We start from the raw sequence: 3,421 nt of genomic DNA, 5'->3' as shown, positions 1-3,421 counted from the left end.
TTTCTAAAACAGTGCAAGCAATTGGGTAAATATAATAAGCAGCACCATGGCAACCGGATAAACCGTGGCATAAGCAATGGCGGGTGCGTTGGTATCAGTCATTGGATCCACAGCAGCCAGACCCGGCGTACTGGTCATTGAACCGGTAAGGCCGCCAAGCAAAGTGAGAATATTCATGTTTTTCATAAAATGAGCCGCCATAACTGCAAGTATCATAGGAACTAAAGTAATAACACCTCCTATCAGGAAAAGCTGAGACCCATACTCCGAGTAGGTGTCCACAAGTTGTGCTCCGGCCTTGGTGCCAACCTCAACAAGGAAAAACATAAGACCTATTTGCCGCAGTAATTGAGTTGCGGCACCCGACATGCTCCAGATAACCGGGCCGGATCGTCCGATACGGCTCAATATCATGGCCACAGCCAGTATCCCGCCGGTAAGTCCAAGGTTGAAAGACATACCTCCGCCAAACGAAAGAGATAATTCACCGAGCAAAATTCCAAGCACAATTCCGGCTGCAACAGGGAAAAAATCAGTGTCGGAAAGCTTTTTATCGTCATTCCCGAAGATACGAACCACCTGTTTCATGTTTTCACGGCTGCAGGCAACCGTCAGCTTATCGCCCATGTGGAGCCTCATCGATGGTGAAGGTGTAATGTCAATGCCGCTGCGTCTGAGACGTGTCACTGTTGCCTGATAGTTGCTCCACAGGTTAAAGGTTCCCAATGGCTGGTTAACCGCTTCTTTGTTGGTGACCAGAATCGACTGAACCTCATAAGATTTATGGAGAGGAATCTCCTCATCGGTTTCATTCCCTATTAACAGCCGGAATTTCCTGAGTGCATCATCTGTACCAACGGCTTTTACCAGGTCCCCTTTCGAAAGAAGCGTTTGAGGAGAAGGAACCACAGCATCACCTTCATGCATGATCCTTGAAATCACCGCCTTGGTCATTGACCTTATCCTCAGTTCGGATATCGATTTGCCAATAACATTTTCATTTTCAACCCTGAATGTTTTACTTTTTATATCGGGGTGTCCCGATTCGCTCAGCTTCTCAAATTCCTTTTCGGCTTTCTTTAAATCTGCTTTAATTAGCTTAGGATAAAGCCTGACAAACAAGATAACACCAATAACACCAAACGGATAAGCAATACCATAACCAATGGAAACGAGAGAAGAACCCGTGGCATCAATGGCCGCGGCGAGTCCCGGTGTACTTGTAAGCGCTCCGGTAAGAAGCCCGATGGCAACCGGGGTATCAATCCCTGTCCACGTAAATGCAATTAATGTAATAATAGCCGCAGACCCCACTATTATGGTGGCCAGAATGGCAAGATTCCGTCCCTGTTTACGGAACGATTCAAAAAACCCCGGACCCGCTTGCATGCCAATGGTATAAATAAAAAGAACAAGCCCGATTTTCCCTATAATCGGTGGCATGGTCATTCCGTAATGGCCAAATATCAACGCAACAAAGATAATAGCAGAAATATCAAGGGAAATCCCTTTAATCTTGATGCTTCCCAGGATGAACCCCAGGCAAATGATAACAAAAAGGGCAAAATACTCCGAAGTAAATACGTCCATTGGTTTAGTTTTTAGTTAATTGACTGCAAAGGTAGACGAAAACACCTTGCCTGAAAGATACTACGCGTTAAATTTTATTAATCCCCTCCCCGAAAAAATAAATATTCGTCACCATGGAGGGTAAATGACTAAATTCCTATATTTGGATTTATTACATTATATTATATCAATAGAAAGTCAGATTTTTAGATACAAGATGCCTTATATGACCTTGGTTTACTGCACTTTAGCAAACAGGCCCCTTCAATCACAAACAAATGACGTGCAATTTATTACAAAAATTTAACGGAGTAGTGTTATACAGTACTTCTCAGAATCTACCGGCTTATTGAGATAACAATAATGCGTGATGCTTTTCTTCATCATTAAACTATAAAGTAAAATAAACAATGTATCTGTCAGATAATAAAGTAAATTACATAATACATCACCTTAAACATCACCTCGAAGCAGAGGATTTCCCGCAGGATGCGATAGAGGTTCTAAAAAGGCCGGACGATCTGCCCGATGATTCAAAAAACCGAATAGTATTCATCTTGTCTGAAGAAGAAATACCGAATCCTGTGTTTTTGAATTTTCGCGGTCACAAAATTCCTGTATTATTTTCTAACGCCATCCCGGACGAAAAAATCTTTCATATCGATGATAGGGGAAATGTTATTTTTCATCACGATTTGCTCTCTTCTGCTTTTTACCTGTTATCGGGACTACAGGAAACTGAGACAACCGAGAAAGACCGGTTTGGCAGATTCCCTTACGATTTATCGATACAGAAAAAACTGAATTGCGTACACCTCCCGCTTGTTAACTATTATTTCGAAATGATAATTGACGGCGTGGAGGCTCATGCCAGGCTGCAAGACAAAGAAATCCGGCGTAAGAGACTTTTTGATAATTTCGGTTTATTTCTTAGTCATGATGTTGATCGTGTGGCCTTTTATCATCCATTTCATGTTCTCTACAAAATAAAACAGATAATGGGATTAGCACCGGTCAATTACAGTAAAATTAAAGCCGCCGGGTTATTTTTCCGCGGGGTTTTCTATAACCTGAATCCTTTCAGAGGACAAGACCCGTGGTGGAACTTTGACTGGATGATGAACCTTGAAAAACGCCTGGGTATACGTTCCACCTTTTTCTTTTTAAGACAGGAAGACCGCTTTGACAATTCGCTTTACAAATATCATTACAAAAAAATAAAAGCCTTAATCACAAAAATTTCGAAAGAGGGATTTGAAGCAGGACTTCATGGAACAATGCGATCGGCCACCGATGCGAAAAACCTGCTGCAGCAAAAGAGTGAATTTAGCCGGGTTACCGGCATTGAGCCGGTTGGAATTCGTCAGCACTACCTGCGTTTTTCACATCCATTGACATTTAAAAACCAGCAGGCTGCCGGCTTAAAGTATGATACATCACTGGCGTTTGCCGAACATGATGGTTACAGAAACGGTTACTGTTGGCCGTTTCGTCCCTTTGATTTTGAAAATGACAAAATGATGCAAATATGGGAAATCCCTCTTGTAATGATGGAGGTCTCTGTTTTAAACTACCGGAAAGCGGGTTTTTCAGGACTACAGGAAGCTGTAGCACATTATATAACAGAAGCTGAAAAATTCGGGGGAATTTTCAGCCTGCTTTGGCACAATTGCCGGTTAAGCGATATTGAAATACCCGGAGTAACTGAATTTTACGAACATCTGCTTAAAGAAATAATGCAACACAATCCCGAGCCGGTACGGGGCATAGATGTTTACAGAAAAATAGAGGCAGATCGGTACGAGTTCAATTAGACCAATAAATTAGGCTAATTTAATACTGATACAATTAA

The 3,421-nt window shown here is 42.0% G+C and carries 2 protein-coding genes; one reads left to right on the top strand and one right to left on the bottom strand.

Annotated elements, in window-relative coordinates:
* Positions 1-3: 3 nt before the first annotated feature.
* Positions 4-1,590, bottom strand: a complete 1,587-nt coding sequence (locus OQ5_RS0106130; RefSeq protein WP_016776638.1) for an aspartate:alanine exchanger family transporter — start codon at positions 1,588-1,590, stop codon at positions 4-6.
* A gap of 389 nt (positions 1,591-1,979) precedes the next feature.
* Here OQ5_RS0106130 and OQ5_RS0106125 point away from each other — a divergent pair, with 389 nt between their 5' ends.
* On the top strand, positions 1,980-3,383 hold the full coding sequence (locus OQ5_RS0106125) for a polysaccharide deacetylase family protein (protein ID WP_016776637.1): 1,404 nt from the start codon (positions 1,980-1,982) through the stop codon (positions 3,381-3,383).
* Positions 3,384-3,421 lie beyond the last annotated feature (38 nt).

Source organism: Anaerophaga thermohalophila str. Valhall (assembly GCF_000250735.1).
GTDB classification, from domain to species: Bacteria; Bacteroidota; Bacteroidia; order Bacteroidales; family Marinilabiliaceae; genus Anaerophaga; species Anaerophaga thermohalophila_A.
The sequence above is the reverse complement of the archived record's forward strand: the minus strand, read 5'-3'. Positions and strand labels throughout refer to the sequence as shown.

Coding starts and splice junctions, on each gene's coding strand:
- OQ5_RS0106130 (WP_016776638.1), bottom strand. CDS start 1,590: ATGGACGTATTTACTTCGGAGTATTTTGCCCTTTTTGTTATCATTTGC.
- OQ5_RS0106125 (WP_016776637.1), top strand. CDS start 1,980: ATGTATCTGTCAGATAATAAAGTAAATTACATAATACATCACCTTAAA.